Origin of the sequence: Bradyrhizobium sp. F1.13.3 (assembly GCF_040548265.1) — a bacterium.
Lineage (GTDB): Bacteria > Pseudomonadota > Alphaproteobacteria > Rhizobiales > Xanthobacteraceae > Bradyrhizobium.
Genome location: NZ_JBEPRI010000002.1, coordinates 913,031 through 938,302 on the forward strand (window position 1 = coordinate 913,031; position 25,272 = coordinate 938,302).

The following is a 25,272-nucleotide window of genomic DNA, read 5'->3' on the forward strand; positions in this document are numbered from 1 at the left end:
GGGCGGATATGCGCAGCCTGCATCCCACCCCAGAACGGCAACCCACCGGTCGACCCGACAAATCAGATCGCCTAGAGCATTGCGGCCAGCTGTCCGAGCGATGCATCGGAGGAGTTGCGAGCCATCGCCGGGGCAGGTCAGGGGTGATTGCAGGACTTGATATCAAGGAGATCGTCGAACTCGCGCTGCTGCTGATCGCAACCGGCGCGCTCTCCGGATTTTTGGCCGGCGTGTTCGGCATCGGCGGCGGCGCGATTCTGGTGCCGGTGTTCTACGAGTGCTTCCGCATCGCCGGTGTGCCGCTCGAGGTGCGGATGCCGCTCTGTATCGGCACTTCGCTCGCCGTCATCATTCCGACCTCGATCCGTTCGTTCCAGGCGCATTACAAGCGCGGCGCCGTGGATCTTGCGATCCTCCGGGTCTGGTGGCTGCCGATCCTGATCGGCGTCGTCGCCGGCAGCGTGGTCGCGCGCTACGCGCCGGAGCGGCTGTTCAAGATCGTGTTCGTCGCCGTCGCCTGGTCGGCCGCGGTGCGGCTGATCTTCGCGCGCGAGAGCTGGAAGCTCGGCGATGACTTGCCAAAGGGGCCGCTGATGCGATTCTACGGTTTCTGCGTCGGCATTCTGTCGACCTTGATGGGTATCGGTGGTGGCCTGTTTTCGAATCTGCTGATGACGTTCTACGGTCGCCCGATCCATCAGGCAGTGGCGACATCGTCGGCGCTCGCAGTGCTGATCTCGATCCCTGGCGCGCTCGGCTACATCTACGCCGGCTGGCCTGCGGCGGCCAGCTATCCCGGCGTTGCAGCCCTGCAAGTGCCGTTCGCGCTTGGCTACGTCTCCCTGATCGGTGCGGTCCTGGTAATGCCGATGAGCCTCGTGACCGCGCCGCTTGGCGTGAGAGCCGCGCACGCGATGTCGAAGCGGACGCTGGAACTGGCGTTCGGGTGTTATCTGTTTATTGTCGGCAGCCGGTTTGTGCTGAGTTTGTTAGGCGGGCAGTGAGCGCCCCAAACTCCGTCATTGTGAGCGAAGCGAAGCAATCCAGGAGTCTTTCCGCAGCGGCAGTCTGGATTGCTTCGTCACAAGGGCTCCTCGCAATGACGACGAGAGTGCTGCGAACAACAGCCCCTACTTCTTCGCGTAAAGATCCTTGTAAATATCCCGCAGCACGTTTTTCTGCACCTTGCCCATGGTGTTGCGCGGCAGCTCGTCGACTACAAAGACGCGTTTGGGCATCTTGAACTTTGCCAGCCGGCCGTCGAGTGCCTTCAGCACCGCGGCCTCGGTCACATCGGCGCCCTTGTTGCAGACCAGCACGGCCGTGACGCCCTCGCCGAAATCGGCGTGGGGCACCCCGATCACGGCGGATTCGATCACGCCGGGCATGGCGTCGATCTCGCTCTCGATTTCCTTGGGGTAGACGTTGAAGCCGCCGGAGATGACGAGATCCTTGCCACGACCGAGAATGTGGACGTAACCCTTGGCGTCGATCTTGCCGAGGTCGCCGGTGATGAAGAAGCCGTCGTCGCGGAATTCCGCCTTGGTCTTCTCCGGCATGCGCCAGTAGCCCTTGAACACGTTGGGGCCCTTGACCTCGATCATGCCGATTTCGTCACGCGGCAGCTCCTTGCCCGTCTCGGGATCTGTGACGCGCACGGAGACGCCGGGAAGCGGAAAGCCGACCGCACCGGGCACGCGCTCGCCGTCATAGGGGTTCGAGGTGTTCATGTTGGTCTCGGTCATGCCGTAACGCTCGAGCACGGCATGCCCCGTCCGCGCCGACCATTCGCGATGGGTTTCGGCCAGCAGCGGCGCCGAGCCCGAGATGAACAGCCGCATATGCTTTGTGGTCTCGCGGGACAGCGCGGCATTCTGGAGCAGGCGGGTATAGAACGTCGGCACGCCCATCAGCACCGTGGCGCGCGCCATCAGCTTGATGATCAGATCCGGGTCGAGCTTCGGCAGGAAGATCATCGACGCGCGCGCGAACAGCGTCACGTTGGTCGCCACGAACAGGCCGTGGGTGTGGTAGATCGGCAGTGCGTGGATCAGTACGTCCTTGTCGGTGAAACGCCAGAAGCCGACCAGCGAGAGCGAGTTCGACGCCAGATTATCGTGGGTCAACATCGCGCCCTTGGAGCGGCCGGTGGTGCCGGACGTGTAGAGGATCGCGGCGAGATCGTCGTTTGCGCGCGACACGGTTGTGAATTCGCTGCTCGCCTTGTCGGCGGCTTCGCTCAGCGAGCCCTTGCCGTCAGGCCCGAGCGTCCCGATTGTCGCTTTCACCTTGGCGGCGATGGGGGCGAGGCCCTCCGCCTTGGCGGGATCGCAGACCACCAGCGAGGGCTCGGCATCGCCGATGAAATAGTCGAGCTCGTTCAGGGTATAGGCGGTGTTGAGCGGCAGGTAGACCGCGCCGGCCCGCACCGTCGCCAGATACAGCACGATGTTGGCCACGGATTTCTCGACCTGAACCGCAACGCGGTCGCCGGGCTTCACGCCGCGCGCGACCAGCACATTGGCCGTCTGTCCGGCCCGGGCGATCAGGTCGCCATAGCTGATGCGCTCGCCGTCATGCGTCTCGATCGCGAGGCGCTTGGGATCGTCGAGGCCGTCGAACAGGCGGGAAAACAGATTGGCGTTGGCAGCTTGGTTCATGCAAGATTTCCTCGACCGCAAGGATTGACCGCAAGGCTCATAAGCAAGGCTCGTCATACAAAGCCGGTCAAAACCGAGGGCTGGATTAGCAAAAACCGCCCCGATGAAGCAACGGAGACAGTTTGCATGACCAAAAACGGGAAACGCGTGGCCTGGGTGACAGGCGGGGGCAGTGGGATCGGGGAGGCCGGCGCCGAGGCGCTCGCGGCCGACGGCTGGACGGTGGTGGTCTCCGGCCGGCGCAAGGACGCCCTGGATACCGTGGTCGCGAAGATCACTGGGGCGGGCGGGGCCGCCGAGGCCATCGCACTGGACGTGTCCGTCGCCGCCGCGGCCCAGAAGGCGGCCGATCAAATCGTCGCGAAGCACGGCCGGATCGACCTGCTGGTCAACAATGCCGGCATCAATGTCCCCAAGCGCAGCTGGAAGGACATGGAACTGGAGGGCTGGGACCAACTGGTCCAGGTCAATCTCAACGGAGTGCTCTATTGCATGCGCGCAGTGCTGCCGACGATGCGCAAGCAGCAGGACGGCTCCATCATCAACGTCTCGTCATGGGCCGGCCGCCACGTCTCGAAAATGCCGGGCCCCGCCTACACCACGACCAAGCATGCGGTGCTGGCTCTGACCCACTCCTTCAACATGGACGAATGCGTCAACGGTCTGCGCGCCTGCTGCCTGATGCCGGGCGAGGTGGCGACCCCGATCCTGAAGCTGCGCCCGGTGGTGCCGAGTGAGGAGGAGCAGGCCAGGATGCTGCAATCCGAGGACCTCGGCCGCACCATCGCGTTCATCGCGAGCATGCCGGCGCGAGTGTGCATCAACGAGCTCTTGATCAGCCCGACGCATAATCGCGGGTTCATTCAGACGCCGCACAACAGGGATTGAGGTGTAGCGCGCCGCCGCAATCTCTCCTCGTCGTCCCGGGGCGCGACGAAGTCGCGAGCCCGGGATCCATAACCACAGGGAAAAGTTGTCGCGCTAGACGGTCACTCCGAGTCTTCGCCAAATGTCTCCCTGTGGCTATGGGTCCCGGATCGTCGCTTCGCTTGTCCGGGACGACAGCGGAGTGTGTGGTGCGCTCGCCTCACCCCACGAGCAAACCCGCACTTAGTTTCACGCATCACAAAGAAGTTTAATCCGAAACCGCTTCGCAAACCCTCCCGTAATTCGAGCCAACGACGTCGCTGCTGCTTCACGCTCACAGGTCGCAGCCACCGTTGTTGCCCAACCAACGCCGGCGACCGCCGGTCACCATCCAATCGGGAGACTCTCCATGTCGAAGCGCATTGCCTATCTTACCGCTGCAGCTTTCAGCGCGCTGGCCATCACCGCGACCGTCGTCGCGCCTGTTCGCGCCGAGGAAAAGACCGTCATGGTCGGCGGCGCCGCGATGTTCCCGTCCAAGAACATCGTCCAGAATGCCGTCAACTCGAAGGACCACACCACGCTGGTGGCGGCGGTGAAGGCGGCCGGCCTGGTGCCGACGCTGGAAGGCAAGGGCCCGTTCACGGTGTTCGCGCCGACCAACGCCGCCTTCGGCAAGCTGCCGGCCGGCACCGTCGATACCTTGGTCAAGCCTGAGAACAAGGCGACGCTGACCAGGATCCTGACCTACCATGTTGTGCCCGGCAAGCTCGAGGCTTCCGATCTCATCGACGGCAAGAAGATGAAGACCGCCGAAGGCGAGGAGCTGACGGTGAAGAAGATGGACGGCAAGGTCTGGATCGTCGATGCCAAGGGCGGCACCTCGATGGTGACGATCTCCAACGTCAACCAGTCGAACGGCGTGATCCATGTGGTCGACACCGTGCTGATGCCGGCGACGTAACACCGCGCAGTCCGGCTTCATCCCCGAGCCGGATGCGACGAAATGGCGAGCCGGGGGCACCCGGCTCGCTTTATTGTGACCACGATAGACCGCCGGTATGGATTCGATGCCGGGCAGGGCGTAACGAAAGCGGACGCATCGGCGTATAATTGCTGTCAGACGATGTTCAGGACGGAACCGCCATGTCGAGCCTCACTGTCACCGACGAGCAGGTCAGCGCCACCCCGGTCAAAGTGATCCAGCCGGCCTGGGTCCGGGTCATGCACTGGATCAACGCCCTCGCCATGATCCTGATGATCCTGTCGGGTTGGCAGATCTACAACGCCTCGCCGCTGTTCGGTTTCAGCTTTCCGCGCGAGTACACGCTCGGCGGCTGGCTCGGCGGCGGCCTGCTCTGGCACTTTGCGGCGATGTGGCTCTTGATGATCAACGGCCTTGCCTATCTCGTCACGGGTTTCGCCACCGGCCGCTTCCGCAAGAAACTGCTGCCGATCACCCCGTCCGGCGTGCTCCATGATGTCAGGGCTGCCCTGACCTTCAAGCTCGGCCATGCCGATCTCACCGTCTACAATTACGTGCAGCGGACGCTCTATGCCGGCATCATCCTGGTCGGCGTGATCATCGTGCTGTCGGGGCTGGGGATGTGGAAGCCGGTGCAATTGCACTGGCTCGTGAGCCTGTTCGGCGACTATCCAACCGCGCGCTACATCCATTTCTTCTGCATGGCCGCCATCTGCGCCTTCCTCGTCATTCACGTTTTACTCGCGCTGCTGGTGCCGAAGAGCCTGCGTGCGATGATCATCGGCCGCTAGAGCGGAGCAAGAACCATGGCCAAGCGCTCATTCCTGATCCCCGGCGTCGACAAGCGGCTGCTGATCAAGGACTCCATCAAGACGATGCCAGAGGTCAGCCGCCGCCGCTTCATCGCGGGCGGCGCCAGCTTAGGGGCGCTGACGCTGCTCACCGGCTGCGACGTGATCGACTCCTCCTCCGCCGAGGAGATGCTGAAGAGTGTCTCGAAGTTCAACGATGCCGTGCAGGATTTCATCTTCAATCCCGACGCCCTGGCGCCGACGTTTCCTGAGAGCGCGATCACAAAACCGTTTCCGTTCAACGCCTATTACGATCTCGACGACGCGCCCGATGTCGACGGTGCCGACTGGAAGCTCGAAGTTCGCGGTCTCGTCGACAACAAGAAGTCATGGACGCTTCCGGAATTGTACAAGCTGCCGCAGGTCACACAGATCACCCGTCACATCTGCGTCGAGGGCTGGAGCGCGATCGGCAGCTGGACCGGCACGCCGATGCGCGACTTCCTCAAGCTGATCGGCGCCGACACCCGCGCCAAATACGTCTGGTTCCAGTGTGCCGATAAGGACGGCTACAACTCTCCGCTCGACATGCGCACTGCGCTGCATCCGCAGACCCAGATGACGTTCAAATACGCCGGCGAAATCCTGCCGCGCGCGTATGGGTTTCCAATGAAGATCCGCGTGCCGACCAAGCTCGGCTTCAAGAACCCGAAATACGTGGTGTCGATGGAAGTCACCAACGACTACAAGGGCGGTTACTGGGAAGACCAGGGGTACAATTCGTTCAGCGGGAGCTGATCGTCGCTCCGGCGAAGCTGCAGTAGGGTGGGTTAGCCCTGCAGATGCGCGAAGCGCATCTGCTCGGCGTAATCCACCTCTTTGGTTTCCGCGGCGACAGACGTGGTGGGTTACGCCTTCGGCTAACCCACCCTACTGAACCGTTTTTTTGGCGGGCCCCACCTTCCGCTGGCACAGCGCTGCTAGAGCGCCCAGCGCCAGTAGCGCTGCAGACACATTCAGCGCGTAACTCAGGCTCCCCAGCGCATCCGTGATCGCGCCGACCACGATCGGGCCGAGCGTCTGGCCGACGCCGAACGAGATCGTCATCGCCGCGATCGCGGCCGGCCACACCTCGGGCGGATAGTTGAAGCGCACGAAGGCGGTGGTCGAGCCGACCACGGCGAAGAACGCGACGCCGAACACGACGGCTGACACCGCGAGCCATGCCGGCGAATGCCCGAGCATCGGCAGGGCGGCGCCGAGCGCGTTGGTGCCGAGGATGATGGCGGTGGCCAGTCCGCCGCGATCGAGCGCGAGCACGCGGCGCCAGGCCCACGGCGTGACGAAGGCGCTCAAGCCGATCAGGCTCCAGAACGCCGCCTGCGCCGCGGCCCCGCCGCCTCCGTCGCGCACATAGGCGATCATGAAGGTCATGTAGGCGATGTAGCCCGCGCCAAACAGGAAGTAGCCGGCGAGATAGATCAGCACCGGAAGAATCTCGAAAGCGCCGTGGCTGCCTTGCGAGAAACGCACGCCGCTCTCGATGCGGACCAGGAACAGCGGCACGGTCATCACAACGGACAGCAGGGTCATCGCCCACCACACCACCCACCACGAGCCCGGCCCGAAATATTGCAGCGTGAACGGGGCGATCAGCCCTGAGGCGAGAATGCCGATGCCGGGCCCGGCATAAAACAGGCTGAGCAGGAAATTGGCCCGCTCCGGCCGCGACTGCGCGATGGAAGCGGCCAGCGCGCCGCCGGCGACGAAGCCGGCTGCGGCGCCAACGCCCAGCACGAGACGGGCCAGGCTCAGCGCAACGAAATTCCCGGTCAGCGCGCAAGTCGCAAGCGCCGCGACGCAGGCCAGGGTTCCGCCGCGGATCGCGGCCGACCAGCCGACCCGTTCGATCAACCGGGATGCCACCAGGGCGCCGACGAGATAGCCGACGGCGTTGATGGTGTTCATGAAACCGGCCGCCGAGTAGGACCAGCCGAGGTCCTCCCGCATGTCCGGCAGCACCAGGGCATAGGCAAAGCGGCCGATGCCGAGCCCGACCGTCGCAGCCAGCGACAGGGTCAGGATCAGCCGCGCGGGGTGGGCGGGCGGGGGGAAGTCAGGTGCGTGCAAGGGGGTACTCCGGCATGCGCAGTGTGGCAGGCCCTGCCCGCCTTGCACAGAACCGAAGCGGCAATGGTGTCTTGCCAAGCACGCAACGCCGCTCTAGCACTCCGGCCGAAATTCACGAGATGCCGTCATGCCCGGCCTTGTGCCGGGCATCCACGTTCTTCGCGCCATAAGCAGGGACGTGGACGGCCGGGACATAGGCGAGCGGAAGCGACGCCGTCCTTTGGCCGGCTATGCCGGCCATGACGAAACGGAGGAAGAACGACCATGGCGACCCACAAACTGCTGCTGCTTCCCGGCGACGGTATCGGCCCCGAGGTGATGGGCGAGGTGAAGCGGCTGATCGACTGGCTCAATTCGGCGGGAATCGCCAAGTTCGAGACCGACACCGGCCTCGTCGGCGGTTCGGCCTACGACGCGCACAAGGTGTCGATCTCGGAAGGCGATATGGCCAAGGCCAAGGACGCCGACGCGATCATCTTCGGCGCGGTCGGCGGCCCGAAATGGGACGCGGTGCCCTACGAGGTGCGCCCCGAAGCCGGCCTGCTCCGTCTGCGCAAGGACCTCGGTCTGTTCGCCAACCTTCGTCCCGCCGTGTGCTACCCGGCGCTCGCGGAGGCCTCGAGCCTCAAGCGCGAGGCGGTCGAGGGCCTCGACATCATGATCGTGCGCGAGCTCACCGGCGGCGTCTATTTCGGCGAGCCCAAGACCATCACCGATCTCGGCAATGGCCAGAAGCGCGCCATCGATACCCAGGTCTACGACACCTATGAAATCGAGCGCATCGGCCGCGTCGCCTTCGAGCTTGCGAAGAAGCGCAAGAACAAGGTGACCTCGATGGAGAAGCGCAACGTCATGAAATCGGGCGTGCTCTGGAACGAGGTCATGACCCAGGTCCACAAGCGCGAATATCCCGATGTCACGCTCGAGCATCAGCTCGCCGATTCCGGCGGCATGATGCTGGTGAAATGGCCGAAGCAGTTCGACGTCATCGTCACCGACAATCTATTCGGCGACATGCTGTCCGACATCGCTGCGATGCTGACGGGATCGCTCGGCATGCTGCCCTCGGCCTCGCTCGGCGAGGTCGACGTCAAGAGCAAGAAGCGCAAGGCGCTGTACGAGCCCGTGCACGGCTCGGCGCCTGATATCGCAGGCCAGGGCCTCGCCAATCCGATCGCGATGATCTCGTCCTTCGGCATGGCGCTGCGCTACTCCTTCGACATGGGCGCGCTCGCCGACAAGGTCGACGCCGCGATCGCCGCCGTGCTGGCCAGCGGCCTGCGCACCGCCGACATCAAGTCGGAAGGCACCACTGCCGCCTCGACCACGCAGATGGGCGAAGCGATCCTGAAGGAATTGCAGAAGCTGCACGCGTAACATGAGTGCCGTCATTCCGGGATGGTGCGTAGCACCAGACCACAGGTGCGCAATTGCGCACCGGGGAATCTCGAGATTCCGGGTTCGGCTCTTCGAGCCGCCCCGGAATGACGGTGTGGCACGAAACAAAAATGGCCGGGCGCGAGCCCGGCCATTTTGATTCGGTCGATATGTCCGCCTCAGTACAGCGGGAAATTCTGCGGATAGCCGCCAACATCCTGCGGCGTACTCAGCGGCTGGCGATCGATCGGGCGGTTGAGATTTTCGCGCGCGAAGGTCGGATAGCCCACCGCCGGCGGGAAGGCGTAGTCGGAGAACTTGCGGTCGCCCGGATTGACCTCGGTGCCGCCGTCGAGCCAGGAGCGCTTGCTCACATAGATGCGGGTGCGGCCCTGCTGATAGGTCGCGTTGGGGCCGCTCGGACCGTAATAGGGACGGCCGTTGTCATAGCGCTGCTTCTTGGTATCGGCCGAGGCGGGTGTCGCGAAGGCTGAGGACATGGCAATCACGGCGCCGGCCGCAAGCCACATCGCCAGTTTGTTCGCGGCAGAGAAATTCGAGCTCATCACGTCCCCTTCAGGCGGCAAGCCGCCAATCAATTTCACCCTCATACTAACCCGGCCGGGGCGGCTGCAACTAGGTCTATTGGGTCACACCAGCGCTGAATAATCGTGCGCGCCGGCAAAAGTTGCATGGATACAGCCACTTGAGCTTGATGCCGGTCAAAGCGCTCCGCGCAATTGCGCATTGGCGGCGCCGAGCAGCCAGTCCGACGATCCCGGCGGTGCGCAGGGACGGCGCTTCAGCTCCGCATGGGCGAACAATTCGGCCAGCTTCGGCTCGTTGCCCGAGGTCAACAGCGTCAGCCGGTTCAGCGTGCAGGCGATCGCCGCGCGCCGGGCGGGCAGGCTGTCGCCCTGGCAGGAAAATCCGGAGATCTGGAGCGCCGGCTCCTCGCTGCGCTTGAGGTAGCCGAGGCAGGCCCGCGTGCCTTCCGGGATGCCGGTCGGCCGGAACAGGGCGACGGGGCCGAACTTCGTGTCGATCAGGCCGGCTTGCTCCAGCGGGTTCGCGGTGCCCAGTCCCATCCGGACGGCCAGGTCCATCGTTGCCGGACGCGCCACGTCGAATTCGCCGCCTTCCCGGTAAATCTCGAGCTCGGCCACGGCCTCGTCCGCCTCGCCCGCCCAGCGCATCACGTCCCTGCGGCCGCCTTCGGGGTGCCTGAGGATGGTGTAAGAGGCTGTTTTTTCTGACGAATCGAGCCGGCTGAGGGCGAAGGCCGGAGGCGACCGGTCGGCCACGCTCCAATTCGGTTTCAGCGCCGGCTCGTCGTCGCGCAAGTTTGGCAGCTGGCCGAGTGCCGCCAGGCCGAGGATGGCAAACAGCACCAAAGCCCCCACATAGGCGAACAAGCGTGCCAGCGTGCCGACGACCTCGTCGGCGAAGGCTGCAAGCGCCAGATGGATCTGGGTGGGGTTTGCGGCCGAGCTGGCCTCGGGCGACTGCATTCACGTCCCTAAGGCATGGTCCAACGTTGTCTTGAGGCCGGTTCTCGCATAGAAGCGCTGCTCTTCCTGTTTAAGCCTCAGCTTCAGGAACGAGCTTTTTCGTCGGAGAGTGAACGATGGGTTACAAAGTCGCAGTCGTCGGCGCGACCGGCAATGTCGGACGGGAAATGCTCAACATCCTCGATGAGCGCAAATTCCCCGCGGACGAGGTTGTGGCCCTGGCGTCACGCCGCAGCATGGGCGTCGAGGTCTCCTACGGCGACCGCACGCTGAAGGTCAAAGCGCTCGAGCATTACGACTTCTCCGACGTCGACATCTGCCTGATGTCGGCCGGCGGCGAGGTGTCGAAGGAATGGTCGCCGAAGATCGGCGCCGCCGGCACGGTCGTGATCGACAATTCCTCGGCCTGGCGCATGGATCCGGACGTGCCGTTGATCGTACCGGAAGTGAATGCGGACGCGACCGCCGGCTTCAAGAAGAAGAACATCATCGCCAACCCGAACTGCTCGACCGCGCAGCTCGTGGTCGCGCTCAAGCCGCTGCACGACAAGGCGACGATCAAGCGCGTCGTGGTCTCGACCTATCAATCGGTGTCGGGCGCCGGCAAGGATGCGATGGACGAATTGTTCTCGCAGACCAAGGCCGTCTACACCAACCAGGAGCTGGTCAATAACAAGTTTCCCGCGCGCATCGCCTTCAACGTCATTCCCCAGATCGACGTCTTCATGGAGGACGGCTACACCAAGGAAGAGTGGAAGATGATGGCGGAGACCAAGAAGATTCTTGATCCCAAGATCAAGCTCTCCGCGACCTGCGTGCGCGTGCCGGTTTTCGTCGGTCATTCCGAGGCCGTCAACATCGAGTTCGAGAATCCGATCAGCGTGGACGAAGCGCGCGACATCCTGCGCAAGGCGCCGGGCTGCCTCGTCATCGACAAGCATGAGCCTGGCGGCTACGCCACACCGTATGAAGCCGCCGGCGAGGACGCCACCTATATCAGCCGCATCCGCGAGGACGCGACGGTGGAGAACGGCCTCGTGCTGTGGTGCGTGTCGGACAATCTACGCAAGGGCGCCGCGCTCAACGCGATCCAGATCGCGGAAGTCCTGATCAACCGCAAGCTGATCAGCGCGAAGAAGAAGGCGGCGTAACTCCGCCGCCGTAGGGTGGGTTAGCCGAAGGCGTAACCCACCTCTTTCGGCTCCGCGGCGACAGAAGCGGTGGGTTACGCCTTCGGCTAACCCACCCTACGAACCACGGATGCAAGCCACGCTTCGCGCGTTCCTGAATTCCTTCGCGTCCTTGTCCAGCACGAACAGCGATCCCTCGGCGACGCCGAAATAGGCGCCGTGGGTCTGCATCTGGCCGCTCTCGACCGCCTTCTGCACGAACGGGAAGGTCATCAGGTTTTCCAGGCTGCGGAACACCGCGGCCTTTTCGATGCGCTCGACGAATTGCGCCATGGTCTCGTGGTCGCGCTGCTCCACCACCTCGCCCGGCTTGATGAACATCTGCATCCATTTGCCGATGAAGTCGCCCGGCGTGAGCGGCTCGATCTTGTCGACGAAGGCGCGGATGCCGCCGCACTGGGCGTGCCCGAGCACCACGATGTGCTTCACCTTCAGCACCGTCACGGCATATTCCAGCGCCGCCGAGACGCCATGCGCGTTGCCGTCGGGCTGATACACCGGCACCAGATTGGCGATGTTGCGGACAACGAAGAGTTCGCCCGGTCCGACGTCGAAGATCACTTCGGGCGAGACGCGGCTATCGCAGCAGCCGATCACCATCACTTCAGGGAACTGCCCCTTCACCGACAGCTCGCGGTAGCGGGTCTGCTCGGTCGGCAGCCGCTGGGTGGCGAAGGCCTTGTAGCCTTCCAGCAAATGCTCTGGGAATGTGGTCATGGCTTATGCCTAATCATATACCGCTGGGGCGAACAAGCCTTTCGAATAGGCAGGCCAGATGCTATCCGCTTCGGTCGGAAGTGAGACGAGGAAACGGAAGGAACGCTTGCATGACCCGCCCGCGCCGCAGCCATCTGTTCATGCCCGGCTCCAACCCCCGCGCGCTGGAAAAGGCGCGTAATCTCGCCGCCGACGGCCTGATCCTTGATCTGGAAGATTCCGTCGCGCCCGATGCCAAGGCCGTGGCGCGCGACGGCATCGCCGCCGCGATCGCCGCCAAAGGGTTCGGCAAGCGCGAGATCCTGATCCGGACCAACGGTCTCGACACGCCGTGGTGGGCCGACGATGTCGCGATGGCGGCGAAGGCCTCGCCGGACGGCATCCTGGTTCCAAAGGTTTCAAGCGTGGAGGACCTCGACACGATCGGTCGCCGCCTCGCCGAACTCGGCGCGGCGCCGACCGTGAAGGTCTGGGCCATGATCGAGACCGCACGCGCGGTGCTGCATGCCGAAGAGCTGGCGGCCGCGGGGCGCGATCCCGCGCGGCGCCTGTCAGGCTTCGTGTTCGGCCCGAACGACATCTCGCGCGAGACGCGCATCAAGATGCTGCCCGGCCGCGCCGCGATGGTCCCGATGATCACCCATTGCATCCTGGCAACGCGCGCCCATGGCCTCGAAATCCTCGACGGCCCCTACAGCGACATCGCCAACTCCGACGGTTTCGCCACCGAATGCGCGCAAGGCCGCGATCTCGGTTTTGACGGCAAGACGCTGATCCATCCCGCGCAGATCGAAGCCTGCAACGCGATCTTCACCCCGCCCGAAGAGGAAGTCGCGCGCGCCCGAAAGATCATCGCCGCGTTCGAATTGCCGGAGAACGTCTCGCGCGGCGCGATCCGTCTCGACGGCGCCATGGTGGAGCGCCTGCACGCCGACATGGCGCGGCGCACGATCGAGATCGCGGATGCGATTGCGGCGATGGGCAAGGGTTGAGGTTCGCCGCTTGCGACAGCGCTTTGCTGCGAATTCAGGAACTGCGTCGTCGCGTCACTGCCTTCGTCTCGCATTCTTTAAGGTTTCGGATGGTAGCTCACCGACCGCTCGCCGATATTCCGATGCAAAGCGCCCAAGATTCTGGAAGCCACATTTGAACGCGACGGCAACTACGCTGGTCTGCTCATCGGGATGGCGCAAGAGCTCCGTCGCCCGCTGCAGCCGGAAGCGCCGCGCGAACTGACCCGGTGATCCCCGCCCCGCCAGGGAGAATTCCCGATAAATCGTCCGCACGCTGACGTTGGCGATTGCGGCCATCTTCTCCAGATCGATTGGTTCGTCCCAATGAGCCTCGATGTAGGATTCGACGATGTCGATGACGGATCGGTTGGCGCCCGGTGCCGGGCCCTGAAACCGGTCAGTGAAATTGTGCCGGTGCGCCAGAAGAATTCGAACCATCAGCGCCCGCTCAAGTTCGCCGATGGCTATGGGGGAGTAATCCTGGCCGAACCTGTCCAACTCCTCCGCGAATCTAAAGACGTCCTGACGAACATGAGTCATCACCGACGGATCAGCTTCGCCCGGGGCGAAACGCAGCTCCGTGTCGCTATCATCGCCCAGGATTGTCTTGAGCAACCGCTCGAGTGCGCCGGCATCGATCCTCAGCACCAATTGGCGATAGCCCGGCGCAAACTCGAGATCCAGCCTGGCGTCTCCGGAGATGATCGGACTGAAGGCCTCAATCAGCTCGCTGCTCCCATTGGTCCTGAAGCTCGCAGCCCCCTGGATGGAGAAGAACTGGCGGAGAATCTGCGATTCTGGAAAGGAGAGCGACGCCGCACCGTCGTAGCCGCAGAACGCGAGGCCGATCGATTGCAAGCGAGCAAAATTGGCGTGGATACCGAACTCGCCGCCGTGCTTGTCGAAGCGGTCGGCGCCATATTCGGCGAACAGGCGGTCGCGCGCGAACTCGCTGTCGCGCGACTGAAGCAAAGGATACCGGTCGAGATAAGAGACGCCGCCCAAATCAGATTCCTCCCCGCAGAGACTAGCGTATCGCCTCCCCGGCGCTGCCAATGCGAGACTGAATGAAACGGCTGTCGGACGTGGCTGGATCACTCGAGGAGGCATGAACGCGCTCATGTCGGCTGCGACCAATTGTCCGATCCCCATACGCATACCTGATCCTCGGGACCACGGACTCGTGATCGATCGTTGCCGGCCGCATTGCCGACTATCGAGAACGATCTTTAGGCCTTTCTTCGCAATTCAAAGCCGATGGCCTGTTCGGCGAGTCAGCAAAGGTCGGGAAGTTTCTGTCCGGCTAATCGCGTTGGCGGAATCCGGCCATTGTGTCTTCGATCGGACAAATACTCTGATAATTCGATTCGTATAGCTCGTTCATGTGCTGGGTCGCGGAGCCGACGAACGGTCGGTCCTCGTGAGATTCCGAGCGAGATCATGAATTCTGCGATCGCTTGCAAGCCCACGCGCTGCAAACGGGCCATCAATTTCGGAGCGATGAAATGTTCGGTCGTAAATCCCGTGTCGATGCACAAGCTCAGATTGAGGCAATCGGCCGGTCGCAAGCCATGATCGAATTCAATCTTGATGGGACGATCATCACGGCTAACAAGAATTTTCTCGACGCCCTCGGCTATCGGCTCGATGAAATCCAGGGCAAACATCATTCCATGTTCGTTCCCGCCGACCAGCGCGATAGCGCCGAGTACAAGGCGTTCTGGGCCGCATTGAACCATGGCGAGTATCAGGCGCGCGAGGTCAAGCGGATCGCGAAGGGCGGCCGTGAGGTCTGGATCGAAGCATCCTACAATCCGGTGCTCGACGACAACGGCAAGACGGTGAGGGTCGCCAAGATTGCGACCGACATCACCGGGAAGAAGATCCGCAGCATGGCGGACGCTTCCAAGATCGCCGGCATCAGCCGTGCGCAGGCCGTGATCGAGTTCACGCTCGATGGCACCATTGTCACCGCCAACGAGAATTTCTGCAACGCGCTCGGCTATTCGCTGACCGAGATCCAAGGCAAGCATCACAGCCTCTTCGTGCCACAGGCCGAGCGCGACGGCACGGCCTATCGCGAGTTCTGGGCCGCGCTCAACCGTGGCGAATACCAGGCCGGCGAGTTCAAGCGCATCGGCAAGGGCGGTCGTGAGGTCTGGATCCTCGCCTCCTACAATCCGCTCCTCGATGAGAACGGCAAACCCTTCGGCGTCGCCAAATTCGCCACCGACGTCACGGCCGAGAAGCTGAAGACCGCCGATCTCGCCGGTCAGATCGCGGCGATCGAGAAGGCGCAGGCGGTGATCGAGTTTAACATGGACGGCTCGGTCATCACCGCGAATGCCAACTTCCTGAGCGCGCTCGGGTACTCGTTGGCCGAGATCAAGGGCAAGCATCACGGCATGTTTGTCGAGTCGTCGGAGCGCGATGGCAATGGCTATCGCGAGTTCTGGGCGGCGCTCAACCGCGGTCAGTACCAGGCGGCCGAATACAAGCGCATCGGCAAGGGCGGCAAAGAGGTCTACATCCAGGCTTCCTACAACCCGATCATGAATCTCAACGGCAAGCCGTTCAAGGTCGTGAAATATGCGACCGATGTCACGAAGCAGGTGCTGGTCCGCATGGGCAACGAGCGCGTTCGCGGCATGATGGAATCGGTCGCCGCGGGTTCCGAGGAGCTGAACGCCTCGGTGCGGGAGATCTCCGAGGCCATGACCAAATCGCGCGAGACGGCGATGAGCGCGGTCGATCAGGTCGCCGCCGCCGACGCCCAGGCCCAGCGCCTCACTGAAGCGGCGCTGGCGATGAGCGGGATCGTCGAGCTCATCAACAACATCACCGGGCAGATCAACCTCCTGGCACTTAACGCCACCATCGAATCTGCCCGCGCCGGCGAAGCCGGTCGCGGCTTCGCGGTGGTCGCCTCGGAGGTCAAGAGCCTCGCTAACCAGGCCAAGCAGGCGACCGACAAGATCGGTGCCGAGATCGGCAGCCTCAACGGCATCTCCGGCGACGTCGTCACCGCCTTGGCTTCGATCAAAACGGCTATCAACAACGTCAGCGAATATGTGACGTCGACGGCCGCGGCAATCGAAGAGCAAAGCACGGTGACCAACGAGATGTCGACCAGCATGCAGCGCGCCGCAGCGGAAGCCGCCGCGATGGCCGCTGGTGCATGATCTTCGCGCAGACCGCGTTGACGGTCTGCTACGGGATTTGCAAGGCCGGCATGGTCGGCACGATCGAGCGAGTCCAATGTCGACGCATTGGCGCAGTAGCCGTGCGGGAATCAAAAGGCGATGTTGCGGGCGGCAGCGGCGCCGGGGACGCGCCCGCTTCTTAGCCCAATCGCGCCTCGCTCAGATCGTCTGGCCGCCGGACACCTCGATCCGCTGCGCCGTGACCCAACGATTGTCGGGACCGAGCAGGCTCGCGACCATCGGTCCGATATCGTCGGGCAAACCGACGCGGCCCAGTGCGGTCATCTGCGCAAATTGGTTGTTCAAATCCGGCATGTCCCGAACCGCGCCGCCGAGAAAATCGGTTTCGATCGCGCCCGGCGCAACGACGTTGGCCGTGATGCCGCGTCCACCAAATTCCTTGGCCATGTAGACGGTCAGAACCTCGATGGCGCCCTTCGCAGCCGCGTAGGCGGAAAATCCCGGAAACGAGACGCGCGTCAGCCCGCTGGAGAAGTTGATGATCCGGCCCTGGTCGGCGAGCAAGGGTAGCAAGGCCTGCGTCAGGAAGAATGGTCCTTTGACGTGCGTGGCGAACAGGGCGTCGAATTGTTGCTCCGTCGTCTCTGCGATTGCAGCCATCTCGCCCTGGCCAGCATTGTTGACGAGGTGATCGAATCTCTCGGCGCGCCAATGCTCCGCCAACGCGGATCGAACTTTTGTGACGAACGCGGGAAAGCTCGACACGGCAGTGACGTCAAGCTCCAGCGCGACGGCCCTTGCGGCCGAGCGCTTCGATTTCTGCGACGACGTCGCGTGCTGCGGCGGCCCCGCTGCGATAGGTCACGATCACATCGCCGCCGTGACGTGCGACGGCGATGGCGGTGTTGCGGCCAAGGCCGCGGCTGGCGCCGGTGACGAGAGAAATGGTGGGCATCGGAAATTCCTCGAAGCGTTGCGGTGATCTCCGTTTGCCTGCGATCGACCCTCCGGTGTTGCCGGATCCTCGGAGTGTCTTGCCCAACACTCCGGGATCCGGCGACGGCGGACTTGCCCAAAACTCCTGATTTTCTGCCTGAACGGCCGGTGCCGATTGCTTGGGCGCCGGGCTCGGCCTAAAATTGGCGCGTGACCGAAACGCTGCTCCAGATCGCCAGTCGTTATTCCGCGGCTCACGCCGACGACAAGGGCATCGCCTCCAGGCCCTTCGCCGGCGTCTCGATCATCCGCGAGACCGCGCCGAGTGCGCTCCTGTACGCAATCTCCAGGCCTCTGGTCGCACTGGTCTTGCAAGGCGCCAAACGTGTGGCGACCGGCCGGACGTCCTTCGACTTCGGTGCAGGCGATTCCTTGTTGATTGCGAGTGATGTGCCGACGGTCAGCCAGATCACGCGCGCGACGGCGACCGCGCCTTATCTTTCGCTCGTCGTCGAGCTCGACCCCACAATCATCGAGGGGCTGGTGGTCGAGATGGGTTCGCTCCCGTTCATTCCGTCCCGGCCGCTGCGGGTCGAGCCGACAGAGCAGGAACTCGCGGACGCAGCGCTCCGGCTGTTGCGCCTGATCGACCGTCCCTCGGCTTTGCCGATCTTGCGCGGCCAGCTGATGCGAGAGCTTCATTATTGGCTGTTGGCCGGCCGCCACGGTGGAGCCATCAGGGCGCTCGGAATTGCCGATAGCCATGCACAGCGGATCGGCCGCGCGGTTGCGCTCATTCGTGCCGGCTATGCCAAGCCGTTGCGCGTCGATCGATTGGCCAAGGCCGCGGCGATGAGCCCATCGGCATTTCACGCGCACTTCCGGAGCGTCACTTCGCTGACTCCGCTACAGTTTCAGAAACAGCTTCGCCTGATCGAAGCCCGCCGCGCGATGCTGGCTGACGGTGCGCAGATAGCGACCGCGGCTCATCAGGTCGGCTACGAAAGCATCACGCAGTTCACGCGAGAATATTCCCGGCTGTTCGGCATGCCGCCTGGGCGCGACATGCGCGAGGCGAAGCGGCGGATTGAATCGGCGGCTTGATGAGTTCCCCAATGGCGACGGTTGACAGACTCTACATCCTCGACGGCGGCATTGCGCAGGTCTCGGACGGTTCGATCTATTCTCCGGGCGTCAATGTCGGCGTCCCCATGACGTTGAGCTGCAATGCCTATCTCGTCAGTCATCGTGGCGAATGGCTGATCTGGGATACGGGAATCGAGGATGAGCTATCGAAGCATCCGGAAGGACGCATCATCGCCCATGGCATACGCGGCATCGTGCGTCGTCCCATCGCGGATCAATTGGACGAAATCGGGGTGAGGCCCCGCGATATCAGCACGATCCTGCTTTCCCACGCGCATTTCGATCATATCGGAAATGTCGATCTGTTCGAGAATGCAAGATGGATCGCCCAGCGGGCTGAATTCGAGGCCATGTTCGGACCGGACCCTGAAGAATTCGGCTATTCGCTACAGCATTACAAAGCGTTGAAGCAGCGGCCTTACGAGATCGTCGATGGTGACCACGACGTATTCGGCGACGGCGCTGTGCGCATGATCTTCACGCCGGGCCATACCCTCGGGCATTGCTCGCTGATGGTGAGGCTACCGCGGCGCGGCGCTGTGCTGCTGAGCGGCGACGTCGCGCACAATCGCGAGAACCTCCGGCACATGCGCGTGCCGTCCTTCAATGCCGACCCGCAGGCAACGGTCGCGTCCGTGGCCAAAGTGGTCGAGCTGCTTCGCTCCGAGAATGCCGAGATCTGGATCAATCACGATACGGCTGAGAGCGACGAGCTGCCTCACGCGCCAGACTGGATCGTGTAAGCGCGCGTCACCGCGGCACGATCGCGGCACGATCGAGCGATTCCAGCGTCGAGGCATTGGCGCAGAAGCCGTGGTAGTTCTCCACGGCGGTGCCGTCGGCCAGCTCGCGATCGCACTGGGCCTTGTGGCTGCAAAGTGCGCACACCCGCTCCATGTCGCGCAGCAGCAGCGGATGCGCGCGGCCGAGCCCTTCGGCGCTGATGCCGAGCTGCTCGAGCATCTTCGGCAGCTCGTCGGCGGAGTGCTTGCCGTGACGGACCAGCTCCTCCAGATCGTCAGGCGCGATCCGCAAGTCTTGCGCGATCCGGTCGAAATCGGCCCGGTCGAGCTGCCGGATCTCGTTCAGCTCGCGGCGATGCTTCAGCCAGCTTGCAAAGGACTCGATGAGGTCCTGGACAATGGGATAAGGCCTGGTTGCGGTGCTCATGCGAAGCTCCATTCGAACGGCGGAATTGGAGCAAGACTAGGCACAATGGTGCAGGTGCGCGTTGCGCTGGATCAAATTGAAATCCAGTGTCCCGGACGCGCTGCAGCGTGTCGGCGACGGGTGCAACGTGATCGCCTGTCAGGCGCAAATCCTTCCACATCGTCATGGCCGGGCTTGACCCGGCCATCCACGCCTTACCGGGTAGCGCGAAGAACGTGGATGCCCGGGACAAGCCCGGGCATGACGACCTTTTACGAAGTTTCTACGCGGTTTCCCCAGGGCACAGGGGAGAGTTACCCAAACCGCTCCGCCGCCCACGCATACAGGCTGCCCGGGATCGGCTTCTCGCCGCCGCGGCCCTTGGGCGAGATGTGCAGGCCGATGATGTCGCGGTCGGTGACGAGGCCGAGATAGCTCGAGGGATCGAAGAACAGCTTTGGCTCGGCATGCACGGCGTAGAACGATTGCTTCGGCAGTGCGTTTTGCAGCTCGCCGGTCCGACGCGCGAGCGCGGTGAGTGCTGCCGGCCCGAAGATCGCGACGCGGATGTCGGAGAGGCGGTTCGAGCCGCCGCGCAGGCGGCGCATCGCAAACGTGACGCGATGGCGCAACGACAGCCAATTCGGCGTCAGCTCCTCCTGCTCCATCAGCTCTTCGAAGGCGGCAACGATGCCGTGTTCGGGCGGAAGGTAAATCACGGAGTTGCCGAGCTGGCGTGGCCGCTCCCACGCGAAGTAGGGCTTTGCCGGATCGATCTCGACCGGCCTGAGCAGCAGCACGTCGGCGTCGAGCCAGAGGCCGAGGCCCTTCGCCATCAGCTTCATGCGGAAGAAGTCGCTGAACTGAAGCGTGGTCCAGTCGCGCCAGCTGCCGTCCGGCTGCGGCGGTCGCAATCGTTCGGAGAACGCATGCGGCAGGATCGCCTCGGCATCCGCATTCGCGATGCCTGCGGGCAGGCCGGGAATGGTGTCGAAGCTGTAGACCGTGACCTTATGGCCGGCAGCCAGCTGCGAGCGCAGACAGGTCTGGCGCAGGGCGTCCATTGGGCCGTGCCAGAAGGTGACGATGTCGGGCAACATGGGCGCAAGCTATAGAGGACAACGCTGGCAAAGAAAAAGCCCCGGCGCTGTCAGCACCGGGGCTCGAACAAAACTTGAGATCAGGCCCAGGCGCGTTCGCGCTTGAGCTTGTCCTCATAGGTGTCGATCGAGGCCTTCTTCTCCATCGTCAGGCCGATGTCGTCGAGGCCGTTGATCAGGCAGTGCTTGCGGAACGGGTCGATCTCGAACTTGACCTTGCCGCCGTCGGGGCCGCGGATCTCCTGGTTCGGCAGGTCGATCGTCAGCGTCGCGTTGGCGCCGCGCTCGGCGTCGTCGAACAGCTTGTCGAGGTCTTCCTGGGCCACGCGGATCGGCAGAATGCCGTTCTTGAAGCAGTTGTTGTAGAAGATATCGCCGAACGAGGTCGAGATCACGCAGCGGATGCCGAAGTCGAGCAGTGCCCAGGGCGCGTGCTCGCGGCTCGAGCCGCAGCCGAAATTGTCGCCGGCAACCAGCACCTTCGCATTGCGATAGGCGGGTTGGTTGAGGACGAAATCGGGATTCTCGCTGCCGTCGTCTTTGTAGCGCTGCTCGGAGAAGAGCCCCTTGCCAAGGCCGGTGCGCTTGATGGTCTTGAGGTACTGCTTCGGAATGATCATGTCGGTGTCGACATTGATGATCTTCAGCGGCGCCGCGACGCCTTCCAGCGTGGTGAACTTGTCCATGGTTGCGCTTTCCCGGGGTGGTCTAGGAACCGGTATTTATCGCGATCGGGGCCCGAATCCTAGGCCGAATTCGGCAGATCTCGTCTGTCTAACCGGGCTCTTGAGCCTCGATCGCGGCCATATCGTCGTCCGACAGGCCGAAATGATGGCCGATCTCGTGGATCAGGACGTGGCGGACGATATGGCCGAGGCTTTCGTCGTGCTCGGCCCAGTAATCCAGGATCGGCCGGCGGTAGAGCCAGACCATGTTGGGCAGCCGCGCCACGTCGCCGAAACTCTGCTGCGGCAGGCCGACGCCCTGGAACAGGCCGAGCAGGTCGAACTCGCTCTCGCATGCCATCTCGTCCAGGACCTCCTCGGTGGGGAAGTCGTCGACGCGGATGATCACGCCCTCGCACAGCCTACGAAACCCCGCCGGCAGGCGTTCGAACACTTCGTGCGCCATCGCTTCCATCTCGGCCAGCGAGGGCGCTTTCAATTCCGTCCACATGGGCTTCTCATAGCGTGGGTTTCGCGGCGATGCATCCGGCTTTATAAGCGCGGCGAGGTTGACGGGCGCCGTCAAAACGGGGAGCGTAGGGCCTCGAAGTGGACGTTCAAATGGGCGGAAAAATGCGAGCGAAAACAGCGCTGACGCTACTGTGCATGGGGTTGTTTTCGCAGTTTTGCGTTGGCGCGGAGGCCCAGACCGCGGCTCCCGGGATCAGGCTGGCCCAGGCAGCCTCGCGAGACGATCTCCCGGCGCCGCGCAAGCGGCCCCCGGCGCGCCTGCGCGTCACGCCCTATTACACTCCGGATGGCGTCTATCCGCGCTACAACCCGGGTCCCGATGCGGTCCGCGAGTGCAACGCCACCTATGTGCAGGAATATCGCCCCAGCGGCACGGTGATCGTGCCGCATATGAGCTGCTACTGGCGCCGGGGCTGATACGAACGCCGTGCCCGTCGCGCGCCTGAGGCGGAGGTCGTCATGACGAGATGGTTCGCGTTGGCGGTTGCCGTCGGGCTTGCCGCAGGCCTGCCTCACGCGTCCGCAGCGCACAGGGTGACGAAGCTGCCCGATGCGTCGGCCGGGCGCGCGGTGTTCGACGGGCGCCGACATGTGCGGTCCGACGTCGTGCGATACGCTCCGCGTCCTGATCCGCATTACTACGCGCGGCCTGTCTACTACCGCCCTTATGCTTACGGCGTGCCCGCACCGTTCGTGCTGGGCTTCGGGCCGTGGTGGTGACATCGCGACACGACACCGGACCCGTCGTTCATTCATGAGGCATTCACGTCGCTGTCCCGAATTTAATCTTGGGAGCGACCGCCAATGAACAGGGATGACGCGCGCCGGAAACGAGCGTCGCAACTCCGCTGTCCAGATTCAGGGAGAAGTCCATGCTGAGAATATTGGGTCTCAGGGCAAGCCCGATGCGCTTGCTCGGGATTGCGGCCGCCGCGACGCTGATGCTGTCGGCCGGGACCACGCGTCCTGCTGAAGCGATGACCCCGATCAATCCGACGGCGTTGCCGGCGGCAAAGGCCGCAAGCGACGACATGATCCCGGTTCGCCACGGTGGCGGCGGCGGACACGGCGGCGGCGGTCATGGCGGCGGCTTCCATGGTGGAGGCGGCTTCCACGGCGGCGGAGGGCATATCGGTGGCTTCCGCAGCGGTGGTTTCCACGCGGGTGGCTTCCGCGCCGCGCCCGCCTTTCATGGCGGCGGCTATCGCTACGGCGGAGTTCGCCACTATGGCGGAGGCGGATTCCATCGCTACGGCATCTATCGCCCCGCCTATTACGGCCATCGCCATTTCCACCGGCGCTACTATGGCGGCTACTATCCCTATTACAGCCATCCGCGCCGCTGCCGGGTCATCTGGACCTATTACGGCCCGCGCCGCGTCTGCCGCTGGCATCGCTGGCACCATCCGTATCGCTATTGGTAATGTGAGTTGCTGCTAGCTCCGCACGCGTCATGGCCGGGCTTGTCCCGGCCATCCACGTTCTCCGGGCTTGTGCAGAAAGTTCGTGGATGCCCGGGACAAGCCCGGCCATGACGGAGGATGTGGCTAGAGCCAATCCTTCAGTTTCCACGTCGCCGACGTCCAGCGCGTGAGGTTCTCCAGCTTCCACTGCTTGAACATCGCCGGCGGCCAGCGGCTGAGCTTCGAGGCCTCCTCGACCTCGGGCCTGGCGATCATCCGCAGCGGTGCCGCGCGCCGCCGATGCTGGGGCGTCGCCGCGCTGATCAGATCGACATATTCAGGTTTGCCGGCCATGAGCTCGTGTCCTCGCGAAACCCTCGCGAGGACGCAGTGTCGGCGCTGCCGATTAACGGCGGTTTGCCGCGATCGCTCAAATTGCAGCGAGCAGCTTACCGCCACTCCCTGATATCGACGAAGTGACCCGCGATCGCCGCGGCTGCGGCCATCGCCGGCGACACCAGATGGGTCCGCCCCTTGAAGCCCTGGCGGCCCTCGAAATTGCGGTTCGAGGTCGAGGCGCAGCGCTCCTCCGGAGCCAGCTTGTCCGGGTTCATCGCGAGGCACATCGAGCAACCGGGCTCGCGCCATTCGAAGCCGGCCTTGATGAAAATCTTGTCCAGACCTTCAGCCTCGGCCTGCTCCTTCACGAGGCCGGAGCCCGGCACGACCATGGCGTTGACGCCGCCTGCGACCTGCTTGCCTTCCGCGATCTTGGCGGCGGCGCGTAAGTCCTCGATACGGCCGTTGGTGCAGGAGCCGATGAAGATGCGGTCGAGCTTGATGTCGGTGATCTTCGTCCCCGCGGTCAGGCCCATATATTTCAGCGCGCGGTGCTTCGACAGGCGCTTGGCCTCGTCCGCGATCTTGTCGGGATCCGGCACGCTGCCGGTGACCGAGATGACGTCCTCAGGCGAAGTGCCCCAGGTCACGATCGGCGGCAGCTTCGCTGCATCGAGCCGCAGCTCGTGGTCGAAATGCGCGCCTTCGTCGGAGCGCAACTTCTCCCAGTAACGCATCGCCGCGTCCCAATCCGCGCCCTTCGGCGCCTTCGGACGATCGCGCAGAAAGTCGAACGCCTTCTGATCCGGCGCGACCAGGCCGGCGCGCGCGCCGCCTTCGATCGACATGTTGCAGACCGTCATGCGGCCTTCCATGCTGAGCGCGCGGATCGCGTCGCCGGCGTATTCGAGCACGTAGCCGGTGCCGCCCGCGGTGCCGATCTCGCCGATGATCGCGAGGATGATGTCCTTGCCCGTCACGCCGTCCGGCAATTTGCCGTCGACGGTGACGCGCATGTTCTTTGCCTTCTTCTGGATCAGCGTCTGCGTCGCCAGCACGTGCTCGACTTCCGAGGTGCCGATGCCGTGCGCGAGCGCGCCGAACGCACCATGCGTCGAGGTGTGGCTGTCACCGCAGACAATGGTGGTGCCGGGCAGCGTAAATCCCTGCTCGGGTCCGATGACGTGGACGACGCCCTGACGCTTGTCGAACTCGTCATAATATTCGATGCCGAATTCCTTGGCGTTGTCGGCCAGTGCCTTGATCTGCTCGATGCTTTCAGGGTCGGGGTTCGGCTTGGTGCGGTCCGTGGTCGGCACGTTGTGATCGACGACGGCCAGCGTCTTCTCCGGAGCGTGGACCTTGCGCCCGGTGGCGCGCAGGCCTTCGAACGCCTGCGGTGAAGTGACCTCATGCACCAGATGGCGATCGATATAGAGCAGGCAGGTGCCGTCCTCGGCTTCGTGCACCAGATGGTCGTTCCAGATCTTGTCGTACAATGTGGTCGGCTTGGACATGAGCATCAGCTCCAGGAATGTTGTGTAGAGCGGGTTGCGCGGCTGGCGCGCGGGGCAACAAAATCGTCAGCGCAGCTTTTA

26 protein-coding genes and 1 pseudogene are annotated in these 25,272 nt (G+C 63.6%); 14 read left to right on the forward strand and 13 right to left on the reverse strand.

Features of this window, described 5'->3' with window-relative positions:
• Positions 1-143 precede the first annotated feature (143 nt).
• Positions 144-1,004: a sulfite exporter TauE/SafE family protein gene (locus ABIB66_RS09120; RefSeq protein ID WP_354209692.1), complete on the forward strand. Its 861-nt coding sequence runs from the start codon at positions 144-146 to the stop codon at positions 1,002-1,004.
• A gap of 126 nt (positions 1,005-1,130) precedes the next feature.
• Here the strand turns inward: ABIB66_RS09120 and ABIB66_RS09125 are convergent, their stop codons facing one another.
• The gene (locus ABIB66_RS09125) at positions 1,131-2,660 is read right to left on the reverse strand and encodes a malonate--CoA ligase (RefSeq protein ID WP_354209690.1); all 1,530 of its coding nucleotides are present in this window, start codon (positions 2,658-2,660) and stop codon (positions 1,131-1,133) included.
• Between the two features lie 126 nt (positions 2,661-2,786).
• On the opposite strand from ABIB66_RS09125, the gene ABIB66_RS09130 reads away from it, so the two are divergent.
• From ABIB66_RS09130 to ABIB66_RS09145, 4 genes are all read left to right on the forward strand, one after another.
• Complete coding sequence (locus ABIB66_RS09130) at positions 2,787-3,548, forward strand: SDR family oxidoreductase (RefSeq protein ID WP_027514954.1); 762 nt, start codon at positions 2,787-2,789, stop codon at positions 3,546-3,548.
• Between the two features lie 388 nt (positions 3,549-3,936).
• The gene (locus ABIB66_RS09135) at positions 3,937-4,491 is read left to right on the forward strand and encodes a fasciclin domain-containing protein (protein WP_354209689.1); all 555 of its coding nucleotides are present in this window, start codon (positions 3,937-3,939) and stop codon (positions 4,489-4,491) included.
• A gap of 182 nt (positions 4,492-4,673) precedes the next feature.
• On the forward strand, positions 4,674-5,303 hold the full coding sequence (locus ABIB66_RS09140; RefSeq protein WP_354209688.1) for a cytochrome b/b6 domain-containing protein: 630 nt from the start codon (positions 4,674-4,676) through the stop codon (positions 5,301-5,303).
• 15 nt (positions 5,304-5,318) lie between these two features.
• Entirely contained in the window at positions 5,319-6,101 is a 783-nt protein-coding gene (locus tag ABIB66_RS09145; protein WP_354209687.1) for a molybdopterin-dependent oxidoreductase, read from the forward strand.
• Positions 6,102-6,233: 132 nt separating this feature from the next.
• Here the strand turns inward: ABIB66_RS09145 and ABIB66_RS09150 are convergent, their stop codons facing one another.
• Positions 6,234-7,433 carry a YbfB/YjiJ family MFS transporter gene (locus ABIB66_RS09150; protein WP_354254710.1) on the reverse strand — a complete coding sequence of 400 codons (1,200 nt, stop codon included), beginning with the start codon at positions 7,431-7,433 and terminating at the stop codon, positions 6,234-6,236.
• A gap of 264 nt (positions 7,434-7,697) precedes the next feature.
• Between ABIB66_RS09150 and leuB the strand changes: the two genes are divergently transcribed.
• A complete protein-coding gene (gene leuB, locus ABIB66_RS09155; RefSeq protein WP_085348446.1) occupies positions 7,698-8,810 on the forward strand; it encodes a 3-isopropylmalate dehydrogenase in 1,113 nt (370 codons plus the stop codon).
• A 179-nt stretch (positions 8,811-8,989) separates the two neighbouring features.
• Here leuB and ABIB66_RS09160 read toward each other — a convergent pair whose 3' ends face one another.
• A complete protein-coding gene (locus ABIB66_RS09160; RefSeq protein WP_199198455.1) occupies positions 8,990-9,376 on the reverse strand; it encodes a hypothetical protein in 387 nt (128 codons plus the stop codon).
• 156 nt (positions 9,377-9,532) lie between these two features.
• Positions 9,533-10,321: a hypothetical protein gene (locus ABIB66_RS09165; protein WP_354064737.1), complete on the reverse strand. Its 789-nt coding sequence runs from the start codon at positions 10,319-10,321 to the stop codon at positions 9,533-9,535.
• Between the two features lie 116 nt (positions 10,322-10,437).
• Between ABIB66_RS09165 and ABIB66_RS09170 the strand changes: the two genes are divergently transcribed.
• The gene (locus ABIB66_RS09170; protein WP_275174609.1) at positions 10,438-11,472 is read left to right on the forward strand and encodes an aspartate-semialdehyde dehydrogenase; all 1,035 of its coding nucleotides are present in this window, start codon (positions 10,438-10,440) and stop codon (positions 11,470-11,472) included.
• Between the two features lie 96 nt (positions 11,473-11,568).
• On the opposite strand, the gene ABIB66_RS09175 is transcribed toward ABIB66_RS09170, so the two are convergent.
• The gene (locus ABIB66_RS09175; RefSeq protein WP_354209685.1) at positions 11,569-12,228 is read right to left on the reverse strand and encodes a carbonic anhydrase; all 660 of its coding nucleotides are present in this window, start codon (positions 12,226-12,228) and stop codon (positions 11,569-11,571) included.
• A gap of 110 nt (positions 12,229-12,338) precedes the next feature.
• Between ABIB66_RS09175 and ABIB66_RS09180 the strand changes: the two genes are divergently transcribed.
• Positions 12,339-13,220, forward strand: a complete 882-nt coding sequence (locus ABIB66_RS09180) for an HpcH/HpaI aldolase/citrate lyase family protein (protein ID WP_354254712.1) — start codon at positions 12,339-12,341, stop codon at positions 13,218-13,220.
• 54 nt (positions 13,221-13,274) lie between these two features.
• Here the strand turns inward: ABIB66_RS09180 and ABIB66_RS09185 are convergent, their stop codons facing one another.
• The gene (locus ABIB66_RS09185) at positions 13,275-14,246 is read right to left on the reverse strand and encodes a helix-turn-helix transcriptional regulator (protein ID WP_354209683.1); all 972 of its coding nucleotides are present in this window, start codon (positions 14,244-14,246) and stop codon (positions 13,275-13,277) included.
• Between the two features lie 500 nt (positions 14,247-14,746).
• Here ABIB66_RS09185 and ABIB66_RS09190 point away from each other — a divergent pair, with 500 nt between their 5' ends.
• Positions 14,747-16,423 (forward strand): methyl-accepting chemotaxis protein, encoded by a 1,677-nt coding sequence (locus tag ABIB66_RS09190; RefSeq protein ID WP_354254714.1) that lies wholly within the window; start codon positions 14,747-14,749, stop codon positions 16,421-16,423.
• Between the two features lie 180 nt (positions 16,424-16,603).
• Here the strand turns inward: ABIB66_RS09190 and ABIB66_RS09195 are convergent.
• Positions 16,604-17,360: pseudogene (locus ABIB66_RS09195) on the reverse strand (SDR family NAD(P)-dependent oxidoreductase).
• Positions 17,361-17,551: 191 nt separating this feature from the next.
• On the opposite strand from ABIB66_RS09195, the gene ABIB66_RS09200 reads away from it, so the two are divergent.
• Entirely contained in the window at positions 17,552-18,445 is an 894-nt protein-coding gene (locus ABIB66_RS09200; RefSeq protein WP_354209681.1) for an AraC family transcriptional regulator, read from the forward strand.
• A gap of 11 nt (positions 18,446-18,456) precedes the next feature.
• Positions 18,457-19,230 (forward strand): N-acyl homoserine lactonase family protein, encoded by a 774-nt coding sequence (locus ABIB66_RS09205; protein WP_354209680.1) that lies wholly within the window; start codon positions 18,457-18,459, stop codon positions 19,228-19,230.
• Positions 19,231-19,237: 7 nt separating this feature from the next.
• Here the strand turns inward: ABIB66_RS09205 and ABIB66_RS09210 are convergent, their stop codons facing one another.
• From ABIB66_RS09210 to ABIB66_RS09225, 4 genes are all read right to left on the reverse strand, one after another.
• Positions 19,238-19,657 (reverse strand): hypothetical protein, encoded by a 420-nt coding sequence (locus tag ABIB66_RS09210; RefSeq protein WP_354209679.1) that lies wholly within the window; start codon positions 19,655-19,657, stop codon positions 19,238-19,240.
• A gap of 293 nt (positions 19,658-19,950) precedes the next feature.
• The gene (locus ABIB66_RS09215; protein ID WP_354209678.1) at positions 19,951-20,736 is read right to left on the reverse strand and encodes a glycosyltransferase family 32 protein; all 786 of its coding nucleotides are present in this window, start codon (positions 20,734-20,736) and stop codon (positions 19,951-19,953) included.
• Positions 20,737-20,816: 80 nt separating this feature from the next.
• Positions 20,817-21,422, reverse strand: coding sequence for a 3-isopropylmalate dehydratase small subunit (gene leuD, locus ABIB66_RS09220; RefSeq protein ID WP_018459795.1), 606 nt, complete (start codon positions 21,420-21,422; stop codon positions 20,817-20,819).
• A gap of 88 nt (positions 21,423-21,510) precedes the next feature.
• Positions 21,511-21,912, reverse strand: coding sequence for a metallopeptidase family protein (locus ABIB66_RS09225; RefSeq protein ID WP_275174620.1), 402 nt, complete (start codon positions 21,910-21,912; stop codon positions 21,511-21,513).
• Between the two features lie 155 nt (positions 21,913-22,067).
• On the opposite strand from ABIB66_RS09225, the gene ABIB66_RS09230 reads away from it, so the two are divergent.
• From ABIB66_RS09230 to ABIB66_RS09240, 3 genes are all read left to right on the forward strand, one after another.
• Positions 22,068-22,349, forward strand: coding sequence for a hypothetical protein (locus ABIB66_RS09230; protein WP_354065026.1), 282 nt, complete (start codon positions 22,068-22,070; stop codon positions 22,347-22,349).
• Between the two features lie 42 nt (positions 22,350-22,391).
• Entirely contained in the window at positions 22,392-22,652 is a 261-nt protein-coding gene (locus ABIB66_RS09235; protein ID WP_354209677.1) for a hypothetical protein, read from the forward strand.
• Between the two features lie 152 nt (positions 22,653-22,804).
• The gene (locus ABIB66_RS09240; protein WP_354209676.1) at positions 22,805-23,356 is read left to right on the forward strand and encodes a hypothetical protein; all 552 of its coding nucleotides are present in this window, start codon (positions 22,805-22,807) and stop codon (positions 23,354-23,356) included.
• Positions 23,357-23,479: 123 nt separating this feature from the next.
• On the opposite strand, the gene ABIB66_RS09245 is transcribed toward ABIB66_RS09240, so the two are convergent.
• Complete coding sequence (locus ABIB66_RS09245) at positions 23,480-23,689, reverse strand: hypothetical protein (RefSeq protein WP_275174623.1); 210 nt, start codon at positions 23,687-23,689, stop codon at positions 23,480-23,482.
• Between the two features lie 95 nt (positions 23,690-23,784).
• Positions 23,785-25,191 (reverse strand): 3-isopropylmalate dehydratase large subunit, encoded by a 1,407-nt coding sequence (leuC, locus tag ABIB66_RS09250; protein WP_275174624.1) that lies wholly within the window; start codon positions 25,189-25,191, stop codon positions 23,785-23,787.
• Between the last annotated feature and the right edge of the window lie 81 nt (positions 25,192-25,272).